Origin of the sequence: Catenovulum sediminis (assembly GCF_007289895.1) — a bacterium.
Lineage (GTDB): Bacteria > Pseudomonadota > Gammaproteobacteria > Enterobacterales > Alteromonadaceae > Catenovulum > Catenovulum sediminis.
Genome location: NZ_CP041660.1, coordinates 3,778,237 through 3,800,725, shown reverse-complemented (window position 1 = coordinate 3,800,725; position 22,489 = coordinate 3,778,237). Strand labels below are relative to the sequence as shown.

Sequence of the window (22,489 nt, the reverse complement as noted above, 5' to 3'; positions counted from 1 at the left end):
TTATTCTGTATGAAAATTTTATCGCAAACAAGGCTTGTTAGTGCCTGCTCACTTTGTCGAATCTAACGAGACTTACAATTAATTTTTTTCAATCAGTTTTGCTGTTTAGTTTATATTCAGAAATTTGTATATTTTATCTTGAGCTGCTTTATTTAAAAAAAATATATGAAATTTGTTGCCTTCTCAATTGCGATTAATTGCTGTGCATATTGCTTGAATTTAATGCAGTTGGCGGTTATTTGTATTTGTCTATAATTTCTAACGGGTGCTCGATGATATAATCAGCCTGCCACTCAGAAACTGGGATAGGGTCATATGTATAACCCCAGTTGGCAACCAAAGTGGTCATTCCTGCTCGGTTACCTGCTTCGATATCTCGTTGTGCATCGCCAATATACCAACAATCTTTGGCATCTATATCCATTAATTTACACGCGTGAGTTAATGGTGCAGGATCAGGTTTACGCACTGGGAGTGTATCTCCGCTTATATTGGCACCCGACAATGAAAATTCAGGATAATGAGCTAAAAGTTGAGTCGTTAAAAATTCCGGTTTGTTGGTAACTACGCCCCAGCGGAGCTGATCTTGCTGTAATTGCTTTAAACACTCACGCATACCGTCAAAGAAACGTGTATGTAAGTTAATATTAGCCTGATACGTACTGAGAAACTCTTTTCTCAAAACTTCGATATCATAGGCTTTAATATTATCACCAAGCCCGAGCTTAAGTAGCCCCATTGCGCCATGAGATGCAACTGGACGATAATCATCATAGCTGACGGCCGGTAAATCTAACTTTTTCAATATTAGATTGAGTGTTTCGCCCAAATCTTTGGCTGTGTCGAGCAAAGTGCCATCTAAATCGAACAAGATTGCTTTTGGTTTAGTTACAGTTTTTGTGCACATAAAATATAGTTTACACCTAGGTCGGAATTTAGCTTGAATGTGTCGAAGATTGGATTGTAATGAATGCCGCTTGCATTTTGTACTTTACAACCTTTAGATTCAATCATATCGATTAACTCGGATGGCCGAATAAATTTTTCGTGCTGATGGGTGCCTTTGGGGACAATATTTAAAATGTATTCAGCAGCGACAATACCTAAAAGGTAGCTTCGCATATTTCGGTTTAATGTGGATGCAAACAAAAAGCCGCCGGGTTTTAACATTTTGATACTGGCAGCGATAACAGAGTTTGGGTCAGGGACATGCTCTAACATCTCCAAACAACATACAACATCATAAGCTTGAGCCTTTTTTAATGCATGTTCTTCTGCGGTGATTTGTGTGTACGAAATTTCAAGTGATTGTTGTTGAGCGTGTTCTTGGGCGACGATTATAGAGTCAGGAGCCGCATCAATGCCTTCGGCCAATGCGCCTTTTTGAGCAAGAGCTTCTGTTAAAATACCGCCGCCACAACCCACATCTAAAACTTTTTTAGCAAATAAACCTTGGCTTTGCATTTCAATATAATTCACTCGGTGGGGGTTCATTTTATGCAAAGGTTTAAACTCGCCAGTTAGGTCCCACCATTTACCAGCGATGCTGTTAAATTTTTCTATTTCACCATCATCTACGTTGTGAATTGAATTGCTCAAAATTTACTCTCTTTTGCCAATTGATAATGCATTTTTATACCCATTATAAAAAGATACAGCGCTTCGACAAGCTAAAGCGTATTTTTTCAATGGTATGAAACTGGGTTTGTGGTAGAATTGCTGGCTAAAAAACGGTTATGCAAAAAATCGTGATGCAATAACAAGTATTACAAATTAGGGAATTGTCCTGTTTATGAGCGATTTGGCGAAAGAAATTCTTCCAATCAATATAGAAGATGAATTAAAAGAATCTTACCTTGCTTATGCAATGAGCGTAATTGTCGGGCGTGCTTTACCGGATGTGCGAGATGGTTTAAAGCCAGTGCACCGCCGCGTTTTGTTCGCGATGAACGAACTAAAAAATGACTTCAACAAGCCTTACAAAAAATCAGCACGTATTGTTGGTGACGTAATCGGTAAATATCACCCACATGGTGATAGTGCTGTTTATGACACTATAGTCCGTATGGCTCAGCCATTCTCTTTGCGATATATGCTAGTGGATGGACAAGGTAACTTTGGTTCGGTCGATGGTGATTCTGCGGCTGCAATGCGTTATACCGAAATTAGAATGGCAAAAATTGCACATTCTTTACTGGCTGATTTAGAAAAAGAAACAGTCGACTTTGTTGATAACTATGACGGCACTGAGCAAATTCCAGAAGTTTTACCGACTCGCGTTCCCAATTTATTGGTCAATGGCTCTTCAGGTATTGCGGTTGGTATGGCAACAAACATCCCACCTCATAATTTAAATGAAGTGATATCTGGCTGTTTAGCTATGATAGCCAATCCGGATATTAGCATCGAAGAGCTGATCGAAATTATTCCGGGTCCAGACTTTCCAACAGCTGCGATTATCAGTGGCAGAGCGGGTATAGAGCAGGCTTATCGCACAGGGCGTGGCAAAGTATATATTCGCGCTAGAGCTGAAATTGAAGTTGCTGACAATGGTCGTGAAACCATTATCGTAAACGAGATCCCTTATCAGGTAAATAAAGCACGATTAATTGAAAAAATAGCCGAGCTCGTTAAAGAAAAGCGTATTGATTCGATTTCTGCGCTGCGAGATGAATCCGATAAAGATGGGATGCGTATCGTAATTGAAGTTAAGCGCGGCGAGTCGGGTGAGGTTTTATTAAACCACTTATATTCATTGACTCAAATGCAGGTTGTATTTGGCATGAATATGGTTGCTTTAGAAAATAACCAACCTAAAATTTTCAACTTGCCGGATATGCTCAAAGCATTCCTTAATCACCGCCGTGAAGTTGTTACCCGTAGAACCATTTTTGAACTGAGAAAAGCACGCGAGCGTGCACATATCTTAGAGGGTTTGGCGATTGCGTTGGTTAATATCGACCCTATCATCGAACTTATCAAACGTTCAGCATCGCCTGCCGATGCGAAGAAAGGGTTACTCGCACAGCCTTGGGCTTTAGGTGACGTGGCGGATATGCTAGAGCGTGCAGGTACACACGCGGCTCGTCCAGAGTGGTTAGAAGATCAGTATGGCATTCATGATGGTATGTACCATCTGACAGAGCAACAGGCTCAAGCCATTCTAGACCTTCGTTTGCACAAGTTAACAGGTCTTGAACACGAAAAAATTCTGGACGAATATAAGACATTATTGGATGAAATTGCTGCGCTACTACATATATTATCTAGCGCAACACGTTTGATGGAAGTTATTCACGACGAGTTATTGGCGATTAAGGAAGAGTTTGGTGACGAGCGCCGCACCGAAATTACAGCCGCAGCGCACGATATCAATATGGAAGATTTGATCGCAGAAGAAGATGTAGTCGTTACTTTATCACATGCGGGTTATGTCAAATATCAACCACTGACAGAATATGAAGCGCAGCGACGTGGTGGTAAAGGTAAAGCTGCAACCAAAATGAAAGATGATGATTTCATTGAGAAATTATTGGTTGCAAACACGCATGACACGATTTTATGTTTCTCTGATTTAGGCCGTTTGTATTGGTTGAAAGTTTATCAATTACCACTTGCTACGCGTACTGCAAGAGGTCGCCCAATTGTTAACTTATTGCCACTAGAAGAAGGTGAGCGTATTAGTGCGGTATTACCGGTTCGTGAATACGAAGAAGATAAGTTTATTATCATGGCTACGGCTAATGGTACGGTTAAAAAGACAGCCTTAACAGAGTATTCGCGTCCACGTAGTAACGGTATCATTGCATTAAACCTAAATGATGGTGACCATGTTATTGGTGTTGATATCACACATGGTGATAGTGATATTTTATTGTTCTCGAATGAAGGTAAAGTTGTGCGCTTTAACGAGCAACAAGTACGCTCTATGGGACGGACCGCAACAGGTGTTCGCGGCATCAAACTAGGGGATGAGCAAAAAGTCGTTTCCATGATAGTGCCGCATGGAGATGGTCAAGTCTTAACTGTAACCGAAAATGGTTTTGGTAAACGTACGCCTTTAGAAGAGTATCCAGCCAAGAGCCGAGCTACACTTGGGGTTGTTTCAATTAAAGTGAGCGAGCGAAATGGCTTGGTTGTTGGTGCTGTCCAGGTTAACGATGGTGACGAAATCATGTTAATCAGTAATAAAGGCACTTTGGTTCGTACACGTGTCAGTGAAGTTTCCAGCGTGGGTCGAAATACGCAAGGTGTTAGATTGATCAGAACTGGCGAAAATGAACTGGTTGTTGGTTTAGAGCGTATTGATGAAATTGAAGAAAGTGAACTGATTGAAGAAGGTATTGTCATCGAAGGTGATAGCGGTGAAAACGAAGCTTCATCGGCAGATGACAATACACCTGATGCAGATAATAACGAGAATCTAGATGACTAAGCAGATTTATAACTTTTGTGCCGGTCCTGCAATGTTGCCGCAGGACGTAATGCAAATTGCACAAAAAGAATTTGTGAATTGGAAAGACATGGGCTGCTCTGTGATGGAAGTCAGCCACCGCGGTAAGGATTATGTTGCATTAGCTCACGAAGCTGAACAAGACTTGAGAGATTTGATGAATATCTCTGATGAATATGCGGTATTGTTTATGCACGGTGGTGGACGAGGTCAATTTGCCTCAGTTCCAATGAATTTGTTGCCCGAAAATGGTGAAGCAGATTATGTTTTGACCGGCTCTTGGTCAAAATCTGCATTAACAGAAGGTCGTAAATTCGGTCAGATCAATGTTGCAGCTGATATGCATGTTGAAAATGGCATGCGCTCAATATTACCTCAATCAGAGTGGAAGTTGAGCGATAAAGCCGTATACGTACATTATTGCCCCAATGAAACGGTCGATGGCGTTGAATTTGATTTTATTCCTGAAACAGATAAACCGCTCGTTGCGGATATGTCATCTTGTATCTTGTCACAAGAAATAGATGTCTCAAAGTTCGGAATTATTTATGCCGGCGCACAAAAAAATATTGGGCCATCTGGTTTAGCTATAGCGATTGTGCGAAAAGATTTGATGGGTAATGCGAGAAGTGGAACACCATCAATTTTCGACTACGCATTGCAAAATCAAAACGACTCAATGTTTAATACCCCGCCGACATATGCTTGGTATCTAGCCGGGTTGGTATTTAAGTGGTTGAAAAAGCAAGGCGGTATTTCTGCTATACAAGCCATAAACGCAGCGAAAGCAGAAATGTTATACAGCTTTATTGACAATAGTGATTTTTATCATAATCAAGTTGTTGCGCGTTATCGTTCAAAAATGAATGTTCCGTTTATGTTAAAAGATGAATCTCTCAATGCAGTTTTCTTAGCAGAAGCAGAAAAAGTAGGTTTATTGGCATTGAAAGGACATCGTTCAGTTGGTGGTATGCGAGCAAGTATATATAATGCTATGCCATTATCTGGTGTTGAAGCATTAGTCAAATTTATGCAGAGCTTTGAAAAAGCACATGCATAACAGTTAACGTTAAAAAATATGAGGTTAGGGATGGCGGATCAGATTCCGGTCATAACGATAGATGGACCAAGTGGTGCAGGTAAAGGTACGATCAGCAAACATATTGCTGATAAACTTGGTTGGCATTTTTTAGATAGTGGCGCAATCTACAGAGTATTGGCACTAGCGACCATTCATCACGATATCGACCCGACAGATGAAGACTCTGTCGCTCCTTTAGCATCTTGTTTAGATGTACACTTTGCGTCTTCTAGTGAATCTGATGATACTCGGGTCATTTTAGAAGGGGAGGATGTTTCAGGTTCTATTCGCAATGAAAAAGTCGGCGCGGTAGCATCAAAAGTAGCTTCTTTACCTAGGGTTCGAGAAGCCTTATTAAGACGCCAACGTGCATTTAAAGAAGCGCCAGGTTTAGTTGCAGATGGTCGGGATATGGGAACAGTTGTCTTTCCAAACGCCGAAGTTAAGATATTTTTAACCGCATCTGCACAAGAAAGAGCAAAAAGACGCTATCTACAGTTGAAAGATAGCGATCCTACAGCTAAAATTGAACACCTTTTAGCCGATATCCAAGCACGGGATGAAAGAGATGCAAACCGTAGTGTTTCACCTTTAGTTCCGGCAGACGATGCGCTAGAAATAGATTCAACATCAATGTCAATTGATCAAGTTGTCGATAAAGTTTTTTGCTATATGCAAGAAAAGTTAGGGCAGTAATTAATATTTTTGTATGAGTCTGGAAGCTGGCTAGGGAGGCCGGTTATTTTTAACAACCCTGAGTTAGCCGGATATAACTCGGATTATTATTCAAGAAAACTTTATATATGACAGAAAGTTTTGCACAGCTTTTCGAAGAAAGCTTAAACGAAATCGAAACCCGTCCTGGTGCCATCGTTAAAGGTACTATCGTAGCAATCCAAAAAGACGTAATTTTGGTTGATGCTGGTCTTAAGTCTGAAGCAGCTATCCCTGCAGAGCAATTTTTCAATGCGCAAGGTGAAGTAGAAGTTAGCGTTGGTGATCAAATCGACGTTGCTCTAGATGCTGTTGAAGATGGTTTCGGTGAAACTATCCTTTCTCGCGAAAAAGCGAAGCGTCACGAAGCTTGGATCCGTTTGGAAAAAGCTTGTGAAGATAACGAAACTGTTACTGGTTTGATCAGTGGCAAGGTTAAAGGCGGCTTCACTGTTGAAGTTGAAGGCATTCGCGCATTCTTACCAGGTTCTTTAGTAGACGTACGTCCAGTACGCGATACTACTTACTTGGAAAACGCTGAGCTTGAGTTCAAAGTTATTAAGCTTGATCAAAAGCGCAACAACGTAGTTGTTTCTCGTCGTGCAGTTATCGAGCAAGAAACAAGCGCAGAGCGTAGCGAATTGTTGTCTAACCTTGAAGAAGGTCAAGAAGTTACAGGTATCGTTAAAAATCTTACTGACTACGGTGCATTCGTAGATTTAGGCGGTTTAGACGGCCTATTACACATCACTGATATGGCTTGGAAGCGTGTTAAACACCCAAGTGAAATCGTGAATGTGGGTGATGAAATCACAGTTAAAGTATTGAAGTTTGACAAAGAAAAATCACGTGTTTCTCTAGGTCTTAAGCAATTGGGTAGCGATCCTTGGTCAGAATTGGCTGCGCGTTTCCCAGAAGGCACTAAGCTTGAAGGTCGCGTAACTAACTTAACTGATTACGGTTGTTTCGTTGAAATCCAAGAAGGCGTTGAAGGTCTTGTTCACGTTTCTGAAATGGATTGGACTAACAAAAACATCCACCCATCAAAAGTTGTTAACTTAGGTGACAGTGTTCAAGTTATGGTTCTTGAAATCGACGAAGAGCGTCGTCGTATTTCTTTAGGCCTTAAGCAATGTAAACCAAATCCATGGGAAGAGTTCGCTAAGAACTTCGCTAAAGGCGATCAAGTTTCTGGTAAGATCAAGTCAATCACTGACTTTGGTATCTTCATCGGTCTTGATGGCGGCATCGATGGTTTGGTTCACTTGTCAGATATTTCTTGGAATACTGCAGGCGAAGAAGCTGTTCGTAACTACAAAAAAGGCGAAGAGCTTACTGCTGTTGTATTACAAGTGGATGCTGAGCGTGAGCGTATTTCTTTGGGTATCAAGCAAATTGATGAAGATCCGTTCACTAACTACCTGACTGTCAACAAAAAAGGTGCTATCGTTACTGGTACAGTTACCAATGTTGATGCAAAAGGTGCAACCATTGAATTAGCTGATAGCGTAGAAGGCTACATCCGTGCAGGTGATATTTCACGTGAACGTGTTGAAGATGCATCTACAGAGCTAAACGTAGGTGATGCAGTTGAGGCCAAGTTCATGGGCGTTGACCGTAAAAACCGCGTAGTAAGCTTATCTATCAAAGCTAAAGACGAAGCTGACGAAAAAGCAGCAGTTGAATCTGTTAATAAACAGCAAGAAACTGCGGTATTCAGCAGCGCAATGGCTGAAGCATTCAAGAATGCTCAAAAAGGCGAGTAATTTCGCTTAAAAGAGAGTAGATATTCTACTCTCTTTTCTCCCACCTTTGTTATACTTTGGTAGTTGCAATAATTTATACGGACCGGAGTATATAGCATGACCAAATCTGAATTAATCGAGTTAATGGCAACTAAACAGCCTAGCCTACAATTGAAAGATGTAGAAGCGGGTGTAAAAGAATTGCTTGAGTATATGGCTGAATCTCTATCGGAAGGTGATAGAATTGAAATCCGCGGCTTTGGTAGTTTTTCATTGCATTACCGTGCACCTCGAGTAGGGCGTAACCCTAAAACGGGCGAGACTGTTCATTTAGATGGTAAATACGTACCCTATTTTAAGCCGGGTAAAGAGCTTCGAGAACGCGTCAACGCTAGCTTATAGAGTGTAAATATTGTGAGAGCAGCAATATCATTGATACTCTTGTTTATAGTGGCTGCCATTTTATTATTGTTGTCGTCCTATAATACAAGCACAATCGAATTCAATTATTTATTGGCAGTTCAATCAATGCCATTGGCCGTTGCGTTAGCGATTTGTCTCTTTGTAGGGATTATATTGGCCAGTTGTGCATGGTTTTATTACCTTTTTAAACTTAGGTATCAACTGCAGAAAAAAAATTGGAAAATCAATAAACTTAATCGAGAAATTGAACTGCTTAGATTGCAGCTAAAAGACCAATAAATGCCTGAATTACTGTTTTTACTCTTACCTGTTGCTGCTTTGTATGGTTACATTATGGGGCGCAACAGTTATCGCCAAGCCCAATTAAAACAACACGAAAAAATCAACCAAGACTTTTTATCAGGGTTAAATCTTTTTTTAAACAATCAAAGAGATAAAGCTATTAATGTTTTGATTGAAAACCTTGAAGTAAATAATGAGACCTTCACGACCCATATTGCACTGGGAAAGCTGTTTAGGGCGAAAGGTGAAAATGATAGAGCGATAAAAATACATCAATTTTTAGCCAAACAAGATATCTTAACCCCTGAACAAAGACGTACTTCGATAATGCAATTGGCTCGCGATTATATTGATTGCGCATTATATGATAGGGCAGAAGCACTACTATTGCCGCAATTAGACGATCAAATTTGTGCGCGTGAAGCAAGAGTACTGCTATCGCGGATTTATCAGGTGTTTAAAGACTGGCAAAAAGCATATGAGGTGATAGAGCCTGTCGAATCAATCGAAGGTGAAAACTTAGACAATACTAAAGCGTATCTATTGTGTGAACTGGCATCGGTTAAATCTGGAGAAGAGCGAGAAGCAATGCTTAAGCAAGCACTGCAATACAAAACAGATTGCGCGCGCGCTTATCTTGATTTGATAGAGTATTATTCAGTCAACCAACAAAAAGATAATGCCCAAGTGATGGCCAAAGCCTTGGCTGAAACCTGTCCTAAATTTTCCACTATGTTGGTTGAACGGTTAGACAAAATCTTTGAATCGGATGAACAACAACTTGCCTTTTTAGAAGCGATTGCCGATAAAACAAAAAGTACTTCCGTCATTGCCTCTATTGCGCGCATTTACGAAAAGCAGTCGCGCAATACAGATGCCAGAAAAAAAGTTATCGCTTTATTAGAAAAACACGCGACCATTGCCGGCTTTGCAAATTTACTCAGTTTAAATGCGAAAAAAATTGAAGCGCCTGAAGCACAGCAAATGATGATCAATTTAGAAGGCATGGTTCGCAATAAGATTAAACAATTACCTAAATACGAATGCGAGCAGTGTGGCTATCAGGGCAGTTTATTATTTTGGCAATGCCCGCGTTGCAAGTACTGGGGAAGTGTAAAACCGATAGTTGGACTAACTGGAGATTAATATTAAATGCAAAATTGTAACTCACCCGTTGTTGTCGCACTAGATTTTAACGATGCGCAAAAAGCACAACAACTCGTTTCACAATTAACCCCAGCAGACTGCCGCCTGAAAGTGGGTAAAGAGATGTTTACTTTATTTGGTCCTGAATTTGTCAAATCACTCACTAGCAAAGGCTTTGATGTTTTTTTAGATTTGAAGTTTCATGATATCCCAGCAACTACAGCCAAAGCCTGTTTAGCGGCTGCTAACTTAGGTGTGTGGATGCTGAATGTGCATGCAAGCGGCGGCGTAAACATGATGCAAACCGCCAAGAATTTATTACAGGACAATTTTCAAAATCCGCCTCTTCTAATTGGTGTAACCGTATTAACCAGTATGGATGATCAAGACATACAGTCGTTGGGTATTCAACGCAGTGCGGGCGAGCAAGTGATTCATCTTGCAGGTTTAGCTCAACAGGCCGGTTTAGATGGTGTTGTTTGTTCAGCTCAGGAAGCCAGTGCACTTAAAAGCGAATTTGGTCAAGATTTTAAATTGGTCACACCCGGTATTCGCCCTGAAGGTGCAGATGTAGGAGACCAAAAACGCATCATGACACCTAAAAAGGCTATCTTATCGGGCTCTGATTATTTAGTCATAGGTCGACCTGTTACACAGGCAGACAACCCTAAAGCCGTGTTAGATGCAATAAACCAAAGTTTAAATATTGCTTAATTCAATAAAATTAGGTTTTTGTGCTTAAATCTCAAGCTGATTTGGGCACGCATTATTTTCATTTAAGCATTTAATATTTTCTAAAGTCGTTGTTGCAATAGCGGTTAAAGCTTCTTGAGTGAAAAAGCCTTGATGTCCCGTGATTAAAACATTTGGAAAAGTCAGCAGCCTTTGAAAAATATCATCGTCTATAATTTCGTTAGACAAGTCTTCAAAAAATAAATCTGATTCTTGCTCGTAAACATCTAACCCCAAATAACCAATCTTTTTGCTTTTTAATGCTTGAATTGCAGCTTTGGTATCTATTAGGCCACCGCGACTTGTATTAATCAACATTACGTTATTTTTCATCATTGAGATAGCTTTGTCGTTGATTAAATGCTGTGTATCCTGTGTTAGCGGGCAGTGCAATGAAATAATATCAGCTTGAACGATTAAACTATCCAACTCTACATATTTAAAGTGTTCATTCTCAAGCTTATTTTGCGGGAAAGGATCGTACGCGAGTACAGTACAACCAAACCCTTGCAGTATTTTACTGGTTGCTTGGCCAATTTTTCCAGTACCAATTATACCTACTGTTTTTTTGTGTAAGTTAAAACCGAGTAAGCCGTTTAACGCGAAGTTATCTTCTTTTACTCTGTTGTATGCTTTATGAAATTTACGGCTTAATGTGAGCATTAAACCAACCGTATGTTCAGCAACCGCTTCGGGACTATATTCAGGTACTCGGACAACTTTAATGCCCAGTCTTTTTGCAGCGTTTAAATCGACATTATTGTAACCAGCACAGCGCAAAGCCAGCGCTTTAACGCCTTGTGCTTTTAACTGTTCTAAGATTGGCGCATCTACATTATCATTTACAAACACACAGACAACATCAAAGCTTTTTGCTAAAACCACCGTTTTTTGATTTAATTCACAGTCAAAAAAGCTAATGTTAAATCCATATGCATTATTAGCTTGTTCAAAGAATGTTTTATCATATGGTTTAGTACTAAACAGACACAGTTTCCACGGGCTCATTTTATATACTCTTTCAGATCTTGGCCGATTTTTTCAGGTTTAGTGGTTGAAGCATACCGCTTAACAACATCGCCTTTAGGCGAGATAAGAAACTTGGTAAAGTTCCATTTAATTGATTCGCTGCCCAGCACACCTTTTTGTTGGTGTTTTAAAAATTGAAACAATGGATCTGCATTCTCACCGTTTACATCTACTTTTGCAAAAACCGGAAATTCAACCTTAAACATCAAATTGCAAAAGTCTTGGATCTCCTCGTTGTCTCCAGGTTCCTGCTGGCCAAATTGATTACAAGGGAAAGCCAGTACCGTTAATTTATCTGAAAATGCCTGATATAAATTTTGTAGCCCTTCATATTGCGGGGTAAAACCACATTTACTCGCGGTATTGACAATAAGCAGCCACTTTCCTTTGTATTGAGCGAGTGAGACAAGCTCGCCTTGTGCATTTTTAACACTAAACTGGTATATATCAGACATAATATAGCTAATAGATTAAGAAGTTATATTAGTTACTATGCCTGCTATTGGCTAAAAATCAACCTAGGGCGTGTTTATCTTTGCTGTATGATTTTGCAGCGAGTTGTGCGGTATTTATACAACAAAGCACGATTGTGGTGTAGTTGATCTACATAAATGAGTGCTGAGGCAGTAGAAATGCCGCACAAACGCTGCCCGAAGGGTTCGTCCTAAACGCTTTTTACTCTTTGTTGCTGATTTTTGACTTAGCCCACTAGGCCTACAACCCAGCGCCGCGATTAAAAAGCGTTTAGTTAGAACAAAATTTATACAGCAAAGGTCAACACGCCCTAGCTTTAAGCTGATTTTTTTAATGTACGTTTACGACGAACTTTTACATATTCAAACGGCGGGTGACCTTCGTTATAAAGGCGCACTTTTTTCCATTTTTTATACTTTTCTTCGTTCATATCGTTACCGAGCATATCCCACTCAGAACGAAATTGAATCGCAGTGCGATAAGCATGCAGTTGCAATTCTGGCCCGTACTCGGTGTAGCCTAATGAAAATGTTTTGACAGCCGGTTTACCATTTTTGCGATAACTTACCCAATAAAAACGTTCAACTTCATCTCGTCTTTTATCCAGTTTTTCGCGAAAACCGACGCCGTTAAAGCCACAGCTGGTATTGGGGTTGGGTTTATGTTTACGTTTTATTAAGTGGCTGGGGTAGAGCGCTTTAAGCTGCTTATTTCGATTCATTGCAGCCTTTATCGCTTTTTCTACACTTCCCCATTGCTTGTAGGAATAAAAGCCACCTAAATCTTGTTTATTGCGAATAAACCGCATTTGGCAGCCAGAGTTACAGGGGAAACTAATTCCATGCGGATCTTCATTCAGTATCACTTTCAGATGATCTGGGATGTAGTCAGGTACAGGCACAGTGGTTACTCATCAATGTCTAAAACGAAATACAAAAACCAACGGCGACTTTTACAATCGGCGCATGATAGACGCGTGAATAGCAAAAAATTTACAAACAGTTTGTTTGCAGGGCTAATCATTTCACGAACACTAAAATTTTAGTCAATAGATGGGGGTTATGTCTAATTTTTTAGCCTTATATTTCCTGAACAAAGCGAAAAAGCGCCTTTAACACGTTCATGTTGCGCTCATTGCTTGAATTTTCAACAGCAAGCGTATCTAGTTTGTTTATAAATTGGTCAATAGTCAGTCCCGCATAATTTTGCTCGCCGGTTAACCGTGCCTGACAATGAGCCCTCCATGCTTGCACTTCAGCAGGAGACAAAAATTGTAAATAATTTCTTGCTTTAAACCTAAACCACAAGGTTGCATAACGCTCGTCTTCAAAACTGGGGGTAAACTCAGCCAATGCAGGTTCACTTAATTGTTGTATTTGTTCCATTTGCGCTTGGTCGTGTGAACTAGCAAACCCGTCATACAAAGCAAAATCAGGGTCAGTTTCTGAACTAAAGTCCATTTGTTCGTAGAGTTGAGTGAGTTTTTCCCGAATAATTGGGTTCTGTTTGATTATTTTTAAATGGGCTAAACAAGCTTCTCTATCAATTTTTAAACGCTCAGCGTTCTCAGGCAGTAACGTTTTAGCTGTGGCCAAAACAGGGCATTTATTTAGCTGAATCAGTTTAATGGGAAGTCGCTCTTCGTTTTCTGCCAATTGACTTGTAGGGGTAAACATTTTTTCTTTAATTTGTTCTACCGTCATATTCAATAAGGGGCTGGGGTCTTGCATCAAATTAAGTGCTATGACGGCATTATTATTGGTTGGGTGCCAAGCTATCGGGCATATCCAAGTGCAACAACCATGCACAGATTTAATTTTAGAAGAAACGTGCACCAAAGGTGTCATATTATTGATATCAATTAACTCAGCCACTTTTCGTTTGTTGCGAATACTAAATATGTACTGGTACAACTTGGGCTGCTTTTCTTTGATCAATTTTGCCATGGCAATTGTCGCGCGAACATCTGAAACCGCATCGTGCGCACTTTCGTGTGCTAACCCATTTGCTTTTGTTAAATCTTCTAGTTTAAAACTCGGCGAACCATCTTCTTTTTTAGGCCAGTTAATGCCCTCTGGTCTGAGCGCATAACAGGTGCGCACTAAATCAATAATATCCCACCGACTGTTACCATTTTTCCATTCACGTTCGTAAGGGTTAAAAAAGTTACGGTATAAACTATAGCGGGTTACTTCATCATCAAAACGTATTGTGTTGTAGCCTGCGCTGCAGGTATTGGGTTGAGCCATTTCCTGCAAAATTAGACGCATAAATTTATGCTGATTAAGCCCTTTGCGCTGCGCCTGCTGTGGCGTTATACCGGTAATTAAACAGGCTTCTGGATTTGGTAAATAATCTTGTGGTATCTTGCAAAAAAGCTCAACAGGCTCACCAACTTCGTTTAAATCCAAATCGGTACGAATGGCTGCAAATTGCGCTGGGTGATCAATTTTAGGATTGGCCCCCCAAGTCTCAAAATCATGCCAGAGTATTGTTTGTCTTTTTAAATCATTCATATTTATTCGTTGGCTTTCTTAAATCTCTTTAATATCATTTGATTAGATATTCATAGTCATTCGCTTTTATCCGCTTTAATTCTTATTTGTGTTTTAACATACGGCGTAAATCGTGTAAATTAATGTGTATATAACTCTTACATGCTGTGTATATACGTTTATGCCGCTAACTGATGCAAAACTAAGAAGTCTTCTTAACAAAAAAAATGACTCTGTAAAAACGGTTGCTGATCGCGATGGTATGTCAGCGCGGGTGTCAAAGCAAGGTACCATCGCATTTCAATACAGATATAGAATAAACGGCAAACCCGTTTGTTATACAATCGGCCGATATCCAGAGCTAACACTAGCAGAAGCGCGTGAGCGTTTGTTACCGCTGCGTAAACTTGTTATGGATGGCGTTGATCCGCGTTATGCGAGCGAAACGAAGCCCAAGAACAACATTGACGATTGCTTTAAAGCTTGGTTTTCAATTCATGTAAATGCTAATTTACGCAAATCAACAGTTGGCGTTTACAAACAAATATACAATAAATATGTAGTTGGGTTATTTCCAACTAGATCGCCGTGCAAAGTGCGAACAGACGAATGGCTGCAATTTTTTGATAGAATTTCTATACAAGAAAATAAGCCGGTTGTTTCATACAATGTACTGCGTGTAATGAAAAACTGTTTAAGTTGGTGTTACAGGCGTTCTATGATCCAAAGGCCCGCGCTGTTAGATATCCAGCCCCGCGATGTTGGGCAAACGCCCAAGCAGGGCGACAGGGTTTTAACACTGCCTGAGTTATATAAAATTTGGGTGGCGCTTGAGCAAACTAAATGCGGTTTAAATACTAAATCTATTGTTCAGCTTACAATGCTTTTCGGTTCGCGAGTGTCAGAAATTAGATCTGCATTAAAGTCTGATTTTGATTTAAACGCTCGAACTTGGACAGTTCCAGCGGAACGTTCAAAAATTAATAAGCCAATACGTCGGCCAATTCCCGAACGATGTTTACGAATTATCGAAACGTTAATAACTGCATATCCCGACACTGAGTATTTGTGTCCTGGGCAAAGCTACACTAAACCGTTGGATGTTCATTCTGTTCATAAAATGGTTGCAAGGCTCAGAGTAAAGTTAGATATTCAGCATTGGCGTATTCATGATTTTAGACGAACGCTATCAACTCGTTTATCTGAAAAAGGTGTTGAGCCGCACGTAACTGAAAAAATGTTAGGCCATGTTTTGGGTGGGGTAATGGCCGTTTATAATAAGCACGATTGGATTGATGAACAGTTAGACGCGTACGAGCGTTATCATGAGTTGATTTTTAAGAATAAATGTACGCTTTATAAGTAATATATACTAAATAGCATTAGTTATTCGCAAAATTGATTTCAAATCTCTTCAATTTTGCTTTAATATCCATCGCCTAACATGGGAATGGATAGAATGACTACAACGATATTTAGGAACGATGGTGACGAAGCTAGAATGGCGTCAGATAGTAGGGTGAGCCTAGTTAGTAATGGATTGCTTGTTAAATGGATAGATTCACCTGATTTTTGTAAAACTATTGTTATCAACGGGGTGTTGTATGGTTTTGCTGGAGCAAATATTGCGTTTAAGTGGTTTTTGTCGCTTTACGATGAGGTTTTACAAAATGCGGATCACGTTCTAGACTTAGTAACATATAAATCTAAATTGAATAATATTCAATTTAATATTCTAAAGTATGATGGTGAGCTAAAGTTATTCGCCAATTCACCAAAAAATGATTTTGGTCAAGACGAAATTTATAGACTTTCTACTGATGCGCCTTTAGACGTCAAAGTTTTTGCAATTGGTTCAGGTAAAAACTCAAAAATGTACAAAGCGCATAAAACGAATAGAAATATTCAACTTCCAATTTTTAAGATAAAGACGGCTAATGAGAGAGCTTGTAAGCAAAAATCTTTAAAAGAGGCCATTTCGAATATTTTAAATACTGGGCTGGATGCTGAGGTTTCGAAATCAATAGTACAAGCATGTCATAGCAAAGGCGGCGATATATTTACTGGAGGCGAGGTCAAGATGACTAACTTAAACAAAAACGTTGTAATGGGAAGTAAAACCGATGCTTTACAGCAAGTACAGGTAATGGACGAATTGGATAAAATCGCTCGTAATGCCGGGGCTGTTTGTGCTAGTCCCATCGATGCGGCTTATGAAATTAGGCAGTTAAAGAGACTAGGGCAGAGTCCAGTTTCTAAGGGAACAGTTACAATAAATGAAAAAGATAGAAAGTTGCTTAAAAAAATGGATGATATTCTTTTAAACTCTATTAATTAGTAAAAGGCGGCTAAGCCGCCTTTTTCAATATAATCTCTTTTCCTTTTAATCCATTTACAATGTAATCATCTACCTGTTCGTCTAGCCATAGTTTCGTCGTACCTATGGTTACATGTGGTTCTGGGAAATTTGGATCTTGCTTAGAGATTTGCCAAAACTTAGTAGTTCCACAGTGTAAACGCTGCATAAATTCTTTTTTATCAAGTAATTTAGCCATTTTCATCACCTTCAATAATTTCAGCATCTTCATACTGAACAAAATTAATGTAACCCTCGGGTTCTTTGCTTTTGTATTCGGTACCAACATCACCCAAAAACGGTACAGTTTGTCCGATTAACCTTCGGTACCAGCGAAGCGGATCAGGGCATTGTTTGATTAATAGTTTTTTCACATCAAAAATCCCAATTCAAATTGCGTAACATTTTTAGGTTTAAAGAATTCATCAGGCAATAAAGACGAACGCCAATTAGTGCCAGTGAACTCGATAAAGTTTATTTTTCTTTGCCAAAATAAACTTTCGTTAGAGTCATGCACATTGTATTGATGTATACAATATGCATCGGGCTGGTTACTGAATTGATGATAGTTATTATCTACATCTGAACTTTTAAGCGTTTCTCGTAATGTAAGAATATTTCCTTTTTTCATAAGCTGTATTGCTTTATTTGGCTCGGAGTAGTGAGTTGCCAAAATCGCACATATATCTTCAATGGGGCGTGGATCTAATATCTCATTTGCAGAATGCCAATAATTAGTTTTATCTTCCGCAACAATCGCAGTTAAAAACCATCGATATCGATGGTACGTGCCGTTAAATACAAAACTGTTCTGTTGATTAAATTTCATGCCACTTTACTCATTTTGTAATTCATATTTCTAACTTTTGCGAACGCTTGCAGTTTATCTTTAATAACTTTGCCGCCGGGTTGGGTCCACTCGTTTTCACCCGTGCAAACAAGACAAGCGACGCCGCAATACAGGTGGCCGTTTTTATCTTGCGCTATATCATTCGGTAAGCTTTGCTGTTGTCGGCTAGTATCTAACCGCTCTGATCTGGTGGGGCGCATCACGCGGCCTCCTTGCTGCTAGAACCTTGCAGGTTATTTAACACGTTCAAATCTTCAACAATGCTTTCTAATACATCTGCCACATCGTCACGACATGTTGTAATAAAGTGCTGCAAAACTCTTGTTTTCACGTCTAGCGAGTGTTTGTTGCTGTGTTTTGATTGTACGAGTAAGTCAACAACAAACGCTAGGCGCGAATATTCACGATACAAATCTGTTAATGTAAAACCGTTGTCTGAATTTAGCTTTTTCACTACACCTGCCTTAACTAAATTGCCGATGCACATTGCAGCTTGGTGCTGGCTCTCCAGTTCTGTTACTTCGTGAAACAAATCAGCTGTTAGCATTGGTCTGTTTGTCAATGCAGCGATTATTTTTAGTTCGAGTAGCGAGGGTTTAAAGCTCATAATAAATTCCTAAATTTCATTTGCTTCAATCTGACTGGCCGGTTCTGTCGGTTCGTCTGATTTAATAAGTTGATCACAGATTTTCATGTATCGCGATAGTTGTTTTTTGGCTGCTCTGAGTGCTGTTACTGTGTTATCAGATGCAGAAAGCTGAATCATTTCGCCCGTTTCGGTGTCCCGTATGCACACTTCGCAGTGTTCTGCTACGTCAAAAACATCTAAAACGTTACGCTGCGTTGTCATAGCGTTTTTCCTGTTTTTTCAGTTCAATGTAGCTTTCTTGTACAAGTGTTATTTCGTGCTTGGTCATGCCAGCATTAAGCATGTCTCGCGTTTCTATCAGCGATAACATTTTCAGCATGGCTTTTGTTTGGTTGGCGCTCAGGTGAATCATGCTGCAGCTCTCATTCGTTTGTCATCAACTTCAAATTGATGCGCTTTACAGCATGCAATTAGGTGTTCGTCACTTGAAAAGTAGGTCACAATTTTTACGTCGTTAATTTTCGTAATTAGTTTTGCGACATCAACGCCAGACATGGGCGCTGAGAATATTTCACCCCATATACAAGGGGCTTCATTTTCTTCTAATTGCACGTCTATTTTTGCGGATAGATTTTTCATTGCGTGTTCCCCAGTTGTTCGGTTTTTCCGAACATGTGAAAGTTGAAGGAAATCGAACTATCTGGTAATTCCGGATAGTTCGATTGGTGTTAGCTTGAAAATGTGCCGATAAACGTATGTACCTCGGCTTCGGTTAATTTGTCGTCTAGCACGTTTTTAAATTCTTCGGCCAGTTCTTCTTTTACCGCTTCAAACCCAATTACGCGGGCGACTAGCATGGGTTGGGTGCCGCCAGTTTTTAAGCTGATGCGTAATTCAAAGACGCGTTCTTCTAGCTCTGCATAGGGGATACAGCAAAAAAGTATAGTGGCGGGCAGTGTTTCGGCATTACGCGTTTCTACTCTTTCCATTGCACTGGCTGAGCTGCTAAAGTTTTGCACGTCGCTTTCTATTGAGCGGGCGCTGTCGATGGTAATTTTGCGCACCCGGGCAATCGCGGCTATTACGTTTATTTCGTCTTCTAAAATATCAAAGCACTTTATGTTGTGACGCCAATCTTCTAAAAATTCGGCAAATTCAGATTGAGTTAACGTTTCGCCGTTAAATTCAAGCAGGGCTCTGTACGGCGCTGTTCTGGGTAAATCTAAATGCGCTTTGTGTTCGCAGTGCAGCGGGTTTACACTGCCGCCTAGGTCGAATATGCAGCTGGCTGTCATACGTATGTCGTCAATAAAAACGGTGCTGTTTGTTTCTGTTTTTGCTTTTTTTGCTACGTAGTCTGTAAACGCATCTAATGACAGTGTGTTAAATTTTCCGCGAAAGCGTTGTCGAGTCGGTTGATACTGCTCAATACTTTTAATTGAAAAGTCGTTGGGTACCGCAATGGCGGCATTATCGACTAACTCGAGTAAGTCTCCATTTAGTGCTCTCGATGTTTCGCTTTTTTGAATCTGTAAAATTGCTGATTGATCCATTGACATACTGTATTCTCTCTCTTTTGGTTAGGTTAAAAAATTAGCGCTCAAACATATCGTTTTGAGTTTCACTAAATAGGGTGATTTTGCCGCCGTGGCCCACGTACATTGGTGTACTTGTGGTGTCTTCTTCGCTGAATTTCCCAGTACGTCGGGGGGCTGTGTACTTGAGTTTGTGGTCTATGTGTACGCGGTCTGAGTTGTTGATTTGTTTAAAATCAAACTCTAGTGTCACTTTGCCTTTGCCGCCGTGATTCACGACGGCTAGTGCAACTTGGCTCAGTACGTGCTGTACTTTGTCTTTGTATACACCTGCATTTAACTCGCTTAAAAAGTCGTTAATGTCGGTGTCGTTGTTTTTTGGCTCAACTTTTGGAACCGTTGAAAGCGTTGGTTTTTGCTCTGTCATTGCTGTATTCCTACTGTTACCTTTTCTTCATTTAACTTTGCGTCTATCGCTAACAGCGTGATAAGCGATAACACAACACATACGCACGTTACGTAAGCTTTTAGTATGCGTTTTAGTCGTTTGTTCATGCCGCTACACTCATTCCAATTACAACTTGGCTGTATAAGTGGCGCGCTGCAAAATCCATCGCGGCGTCGTGCGCTTGTGGTTGATTAAAATCAAACGTTTTTTCTGCAATGATTGTCCCGGGCGTTGGGCCAGCGCTTAAGCAAACGTAAATCAGTCCATCATCGACAGTGCGCACGTCTAATTGCTTGCCGTGCGGCATTTGTGTTGCTAGGCCTTGAAAGTGCTCTTTAACAGAGCGCATTTGTTGTAAATGCTTCATTTGTTTACCCCTTTGTTTTTGAACTATTCGGAATTTCCGAACAGTTGGTTATGCCGCATCACCGCCAAATGGCGGGGTTGGCGGTGTTGGTTTTTTAGGTGCTTTGCGCTTGTTTACGCAAAACACGGTGGTAACAGCAGCTAACTGTTGAATTCGGTTTTTGTTGCATGTGGGTAGTGCGATTACTTGAGCCATTTTTGATGCTCCTATGCAATTGTGTTGTTTAAGTTTTCGCGGCGGCGTGTTCTGTTGTTTCGAACGTGCCGCGAACCGATGCGAACGCGCGCCGTTTGGTTGCGTATGGGTTGGTCTGTTTGCATGTAACTAAACAGCACTAAACATATGGCGCACAGGTAGCGCATGTAACCTTGGGTTACCGCTATGTAGATGGCGTCTATGATGTTTCTTGCGCCCAGCTGAAAATAAAGTGCATCAAACAAGCTGCTAATTGAGGATTGTTTTAATCCCAATTCTTTTGCTATTTGCTTGCGCGGCATACCCGTTGCTGCAAGTGTTAATGCTTGCGCGCTGCGCGGGCTGAGTCGGTTTTTTATGTCAACTTCTACTTTGTCGTAGCGATAGCCTGTAGGTGTTCTTTCCATTACTTGTCTCTAAATGTCAATTCTTCATCAAATATAACGCAGCGTGTTATTTTATGTCAACACGAATCGTTATATTTTAGTGTTTGAATGTATTTTTTTTTGAATTTAAGCTAGGGGTAGTCTAAATAACTAAAATTTTAGGTATAAAAAAACCGCCATGATGGCGGTTTATAAGAAATTTAATGTTAGGTTGGGTTATTTGATACTCTCTAAAAACTTTAGCATTGCTGATATTTGATATTTGGGGACTTTTATTATAGATTTTTGCTTACCGTAAACCTGTATTTCGAATCCATCTTTGTTGTTTTTTACATAATCCAAAGGAACGGTCACGCCGATTGTTTCATAAACCCAGCAACCGAAAGTGCCATCACAATCCCTAACATCAGTGTCTATCTTGACTAGTTTTCTCGCTTGACCATCATCACTAATAGCCCTATCAAAATAAGACCAATCTTTTAAAGATATTTCTTTATAAACTTGAATTTGGTCTGGCTTTTTAGATAGCTCGCTGTCACTCCAAGCTCTCAGCATTAAACCATCAGTATACTTTGTTTTAATAGTCGCTCTTTTGGAGAATTTATCTATATCAACTACTGCGGTTGCTTCATACGGTGTGACATTGCTTTTTCCGTAGATAAACTGAAAGTCATTCAAATCTACTCTTGAACCGTCAGTCTTTTTAAATATTTGAGCCCCTCTTCCTAAAGTATTGTTATAGTTAACATGCCCGCTAAACCAAAATGGCTTGCAGGACTCAGTAACAACCAAACTATTTACATTTGATTTAAACTGAACGGCAACGCCGTCAACTTCTAAAACCTTAATGTATGGGTTGTGGTATTTGAATTCATTTGGAGCTAAATCCCCGGTAAATTTGAATTTACTTTCAATCAAAGGTGTGTAGTAATCCTTTCCATATTTATAATTTGAGCTATCAGGGACGACGTTAAAATAATGGTTTACATATCTCGCTTCGCCAGTGTAAGAAAATTCAGGGCCGGGCAAATTATTGTAACTTTCCGACGTGCAGTCATTTAAGTTTTTAGCCGTTGACTTGCTGGTATAAGTATTTTGACTGGTGGGCCCAGTGGCTTGACAGCCCATTAAGACAAGCCCTATCAACAGAATGTGGAAATTTTGATGCTTCAAGTGCTACTCCTTTAGT

Annotated in this window: 30 protein-coding genes; 10 read left to right on the top strand and 20 right to left on the bottom strand. The window is 40.0% G+C overall.

The genetic code is table 11. From position 1 onward, the window contains the following. Positions 1-235: 235 nt before the first annotated feature. Positions 236-907: an HAD family hydrolase gene (locus FNT16_RS16205; RefSeq protein WP_143872562.1), complete on the bottom strand. Its 672-nt coding sequence runs from the start codon at positions 905-907 to the stop codon at positions 236-238. Then, positions 889-1,599 (bottom strand): bifunctional 2-polyprenyl-6-hydroxyphenol methylase/3-demethylubiquinol 3-O-methyltransferase UbiG, encoded by a 711-nt coding sequence (gene ubiG, locus FNT16_RS16200; protein WP_221935037.1) that lies wholly within the window; start codon positions 1,597-1,599, stop codon positions 889-891. The genes FNT16_RS16205 and ubiG overlap by 19 nt, the downstream gene beginning before the upstream one ends. Before the next feature lie 193 nt (positions 1,600-1,792). On the opposite strand from ubiG, the gene gyrA reads away from it, so the two are divergent. The 8 genes from gyrA (at position 1,793) to pyrF (ending at position 10,558) form a co-directional block, all read left to right on the top strand. Next, complete coding sequence (gene gyrA / locus FNT16_RS16195) at positions 1,793-4,435, top strand: DNA topoisomerase (ATP-hydrolyzing) subunit A (protein WP_143872561.1); 2,643 nt, start codon at positions 1,793-1,795, stop codon at positions 4,433-4,435. Next, positions 4,428-5,513 carry a 3-phosphoserine/phosphohydroxythreonine transaminase gene (gene serC / locus FNT16_RS16190; protein ID WP_143872560.1) on the top strand — a complete coding sequence of 362 codons (1,086 nt, stop codon included), beginning with the start codon at positions 4,428-4,430 and terminating at the stop codon, positions 5,511-5,513. The genes gyrA and serC overlap by 8 nt, the downstream gene beginning before the upstream one ends. Before the next feature lie 30 nt (positions 5,514-5,543). Continuing rightward, entirely contained in the window at positions 5,544-6,230 is a 687-nt protein-coding gene (cmk, locus tag FNT16_RS16185) for a (d)CMP kinase (protein WP_143872559.1), read from the top strand. A 107-nt stretch (positions 6,231-6,337) separates the two neighbouring features. Beyond that, positions 6,338-8,014, top strand: coding sequence for a 30S ribosomal protein S1 (rpsA, locus tag FNT16_RS16180; protein ID WP_143872558.1), 1,677 nt, complete (start codon positions 6,338-6,340; stop codon positions 8,012-8,014). A gap of 96 nt (positions 8,015-8,110) precedes the next feature. Then, complete coding sequence (locus FNT16_RS16175; RefSeq protein WP_143872557.1) at positions 8,111-8,395, top strand: integration host factor subunit beta; 285 nt, start codon at positions 8,111-8,113, stop codon at positions 8,393-8,395. Positions 8,396-8,407: 12 nt separating this feature from the next. Beyond that, a complete protein-coding gene (locus FNT16_RS20875) occupies positions 8,408-8,695 on the top strand; it encodes a lipopolysaccharide assembly protein LapA domain-containing protein (RefSeq protein WP_143872556.1) in 288 nt (95 codons plus the stop codon). Beyond that, complete coding sequence (locus tag FNT16_RS16165) at positions 8,696-9,844, top strand: hypothetical protein (protein ID WP_143872555.1); 1,149 nt, start codon at positions 8,696-8,698, stop codon at positions 9,842-9,844. It abuts the gene before it with no gap. A gap of 6 nt (positions 9,845-9,850) precedes the next feature. Next, entirely contained in the window at positions 9,851-10,558 is a 708-nt protein-coding gene (gene pyrF, locus FNT16_RS16160; RefSeq protein ID WP_143872554.1) for an orotidine-5'-phosphate decarboxylase, read from the top strand. A 24-nt stretch (positions 10,559-10,582) separates the two neighbouring features. Here the strand turns inward: pyrF and FNT16_RS16155 are convergent, their stop codons facing one another. From FNT16_RS16155 to sbcB, 4 genes are all read right to left on the bottom strand, one after another. Then, a complete protein-coding gene (locus FNT16_RS16155; RefSeq protein ID WP_143872553.1) occupies positions 10,583-11,584 on the bottom strand; it encodes a 2-hydroxyacid dehydrogenase in 1,002 nt (333 codons plus the stop codon). After that, a complete protein-coding gene (locus FNT16_RS16150; RefSeq protein ID WP_143872552.1) occupies positions 11,581-12,060 on the bottom strand; it encodes a glutathione peroxidase in 480 nt (159 codons plus the stop codon). Before FNT16_RS16150 ends, FNT16_RS16155 begins: the two co-directional genes overlap by 4 nt. A 335-nt stretch (positions 12,061-12,395) precedes the next feature. Beyond that, the gene (locus tag FNT16_RS16145; protein ID WP_246072254.1) at positions 12,396-12,980 is read right to left on the bottom strand and encodes a hypothetical protein; all 585 of its coding nucleotides are present in this window, start codon (positions 12,978-12,980) and stop codon (positions 12,396-12,398) included. 178 nt (positions 12,981-13,158) lie between these two features. After that, a complete protein-coding gene (gene sbcB, locus FNT16_RS16140) occupies positions 13,159-14,595 on the bottom strand; it encodes an exodeoxyribonuclease I (protein ID WP_143872551.1) in 1,437 nt (478 codons plus the stop codon). Between the two features lie 160 nt (positions 14,596-14,755). Here sbcB and FNT16_RS16135 point away from each other — a divergent pair, with 160 nt between their 5' ends. Beyond that, complete coding sequence (locus FNT16_RS16135) at positions 14,756-15,940, top strand: tyrosine-type recombinase/integrase (protein WP_143872550.1); 1,185 nt, start codon at positions 14,756-14,758, stop codon at positions 15,938-15,940. Between the two features lie 93 nt (positions 15,941-16,033). Further along, positions 16,034-16,912 carry a hypothetical protein gene (locus tag FNT16_RS16130; protein WP_143872549.1) on the top strand — a complete coding sequence of 293 codons (879 nt, stop codon included), beginning with the start codon at positions 16,034-16,036 and terminating at the stop codon, positions 16,910-16,912. A 10-nt stretch (positions 16,913-16,922) separates the two neighbouring features. Here the strand turns inward: FNT16_RS16130 and FNT16_RS16125 are convergent, their stop codons facing one another. The 14 genes from FNT16_RS16125 to FNT16_RS16070 form a co-directional block, all read right to left on the bottom strand. Next, positions 16,923-17,129 (bottom strand): hypothetical protein, encoded by a 207-nt coding sequence (locus FNT16_RS16125; protein ID WP_143872548.1) that lies wholly within the window; start codon positions 17,127-17,129, stop codon positions 16,923-16,925. Beyond that, complete coding sequence (locus tag FNT16_RS16120; protein WP_143872547.1) at positions 17,122-17,304, bottom strand: hypothetical protein; 183 nt, start codon at positions 17,302-17,304, stop codon at positions 17,122-17,124. Before FNT16_RS16120 ends, FNT16_RS16125 begins: the two co-directional genes overlap by 8 nt. Further along, a complete protein-coding gene (locus tag FNT16_RS16115; protein WP_143872546.1) occupies positions 17,301-17,759 on the bottom strand; it encodes a hypothetical protein in 459 nt (152 codons plus the stop codon). The genes FNT16_RS16120 and FNT16_RS16115 overlap by 4 nt, the downstream gene beginning before the upstream one ends. Beyond that, positions 17,756-17,980 carry a hypothetical protein gene (locus tag FNT16_RS16110; RefSeq protein WP_143872545.1) on the bottom strand — a complete coding sequence of 75 codons (225 nt, stop codon included), beginning with the start codon at positions 17,978-17,980 and terminating at the stop codon, positions 17,756-17,758. The genes FNT16_RS16115 and FNT16_RS16110 overlap by 4 nt, the downstream gene beginning before the upstream one ends. After that, a complete protein-coding gene (locus FNT16_RS16105) occupies positions 17,980-18,387 on the bottom strand; it encodes a hypothetical protein (RefSeq protein ID WP_143872544.1) in 408 nt (135 codons plus the stop codon). Before FNT16_RS16105 ends, FNT16_RS16110 begins: the two co-directional genes overlap by 1 nt. Before the next feature lie 9 nt (positions 18,388-18,396). Continuing rightward, complete coding sequence (locus FNT16_RS16100; protein WP_143872543.1) at positions 18,397-18,630, bottom strand: hypothetical protein; 234 nt, start codon at positions 18,628-18,630, stop codon at positions 18,397-18,399. After that, positions 18,614-18,781, bottom strand: a complete 168-nt coding sequence (locus tag FNT16_RS20425; protein ID WP_185976621.1) for a hypothetical protein — start codon at positions 18,779-18,781, stop codon at positions 18,614-18,616. The genes FNT16_RS16100 and FNT16_RS20425 overlap by 17 nt, the downstream gene beginning before the upstream one ends. Then, positions 18,778-19,008 (bottom strand): hypothetical protein, encoded by a 231-nt coding sequence (locus FNT16_RS16095; protein WP_143872542.1) that lies wholly within the window; start codon positions 19,006-19,008, stop codon positions 18,778-18,780. Before FNT16_RS16095 ends, FNT16_RS20425 begins: the two co-directional genes overlap by 4 nt. An 89-nt stretch (positions 19,009-19,097) precedes the next feature. Further along, positions 19,098-19,928, bottom strand: coding sequence for a DUF2303 family protein (locus tag FNT16_RS16090; protein WP_143872541.1), 831 nt, complete (start codon positions 19,926-19,928; stop codon positions 19,098-19,100). 34 nt (positions 19,929-19,962) lie between these two features. After that, complete coding sequence (locus FNT16_RS16085; RefSeq protein WP_143872540.1) at positions 19,963-20,331, bottom strand: hypothetical protein; 369 nt, start codon at positions 20,329-20,331, stop codon at positions 19,963-19,965. Positions 20,332-20,455: 124 nt separating this feature from the next. Further along, positions 20,456-20,719: a hypothetical protein gene (locus tag FNT16_RS16080; RefSeq protein WP_143872539.1), complete on the bottom strand. Its 264-nt coding sequence runs from the start codon at positions 20,717-20,719 to the stop codon at positions 20,456-20,458. A gap of 48 nt (positions 20,720-20,767) precedes the next feature. Continuing rightward, positions 20,768-20,914 carry a hypothetical protein gene (locus FNT16_RS20420; RefSeq protein ID WP_185976620.1) on the bottom strand — a complete coding sequence of 49 codons (147 nt, stop codon included), beginning with the start codon at positions 20,912-20,914 and terminating at the stop codon, positions 20,768-20,770. An 11-nt stretch (positions 20,915-20,925) separates the two neighbouring features. After that, positions 20,926-21,321 (bottom strand): LuxR C-terminal-related transcriptional regulator, encoded by a 396-nt coding sequence (locus tag FNT16_RS16075; protein WP_143872538.1) that lies wholly within the window; start codon positions 21,319-21,321, stop codon positions 20,926-20,928. A gap of 195 nt (positions 21,322-21,516) precedes the next feature. Next, positions 21,517-22,473: a hypothetical protein gene (locus FNT16_RS16070; protein WP_143872537.1), complete on the bottom strand. Its 957-nt coding sequence runs from the start codon at positions 22,471-22,473 to the stop codon at positions 21,517-21,519. Between the last annotated feature and the right edge of the window lie 16 nt (positions 22,474-22,489).